The organism is Rhizobium sp. UBA1881, assembly GCF_002338015.1.
Lineage (GTDB): Bacteria > Pseudomonadota > Alphaproteobacteria > Rhizobiales > Rhizobiaceae > Rhizobium.
On the sequence record NZ_DDHH01000135.1, the window covers coordinates 76,873 to 77,382 of the forward strand.

The 510-nt window shown below is 60.8% G+C and carries 1 protein-coding gene; it reads left to right on the forward strand.

Annotation, left to right across the window (positions count from 1 at the left end; translation table 11 throughout):
• Positions 1-435, forward strand: a 435-nt coding sequence (locus B3605_RS16830) for an efflux RND transporter permease subunit (protein WP_296435164.1), incomplete at its 5' end; no start/stop codon positions are given.
• Between the last annotated feature and the right edge of the window lie 75 nt (positions 436-510).

Below are 510 nucleotides of genomic sequence, written 5' to 3' on the forward strand. Positions count from 1 at the left end.
GTGCCGCTGGGCGTGATCGGCTCGGTGCTGGCCGTGATGCTGCGCGACATGCCGAACGACCTCTATTTCAAGGTCGGATTGATCGCGATCATCGGTCTATCGGCGAAGAACGCCATTCTCATCGTTGAGTTCGCCAAGGACTATTACGCCGAAGGCAGGTCGCTGCTGGATTCGGCCGTCGCAGCCGCAAAGTTGCGCTTCCGCCCGATTGTGATGACGTCGCTTGCCTTCACACTCGGCGTCGTTCCCTTGGCGATTGCGACGGGACCAAGTGCCGCCAGCCAGAACGCCATCGGAACGGGCGTGCTCGGCGGCATGATCTCCGCGACCATCCTCGCGATCTTCTTCGTGCCCGCCTTCTTTGTCTTCGTCTTGAAAGTGATGCGGACGAAAAGGCCTGTCGAGGAAGAGGACGTTGAAGAGACACGTGGCTGATGCTCCACGCCCTGCGCGCGCGGCAAAAGCCGCGCGCACAGACTTTCCTGCTGCCAGACGGAGGTGAAAGCTATC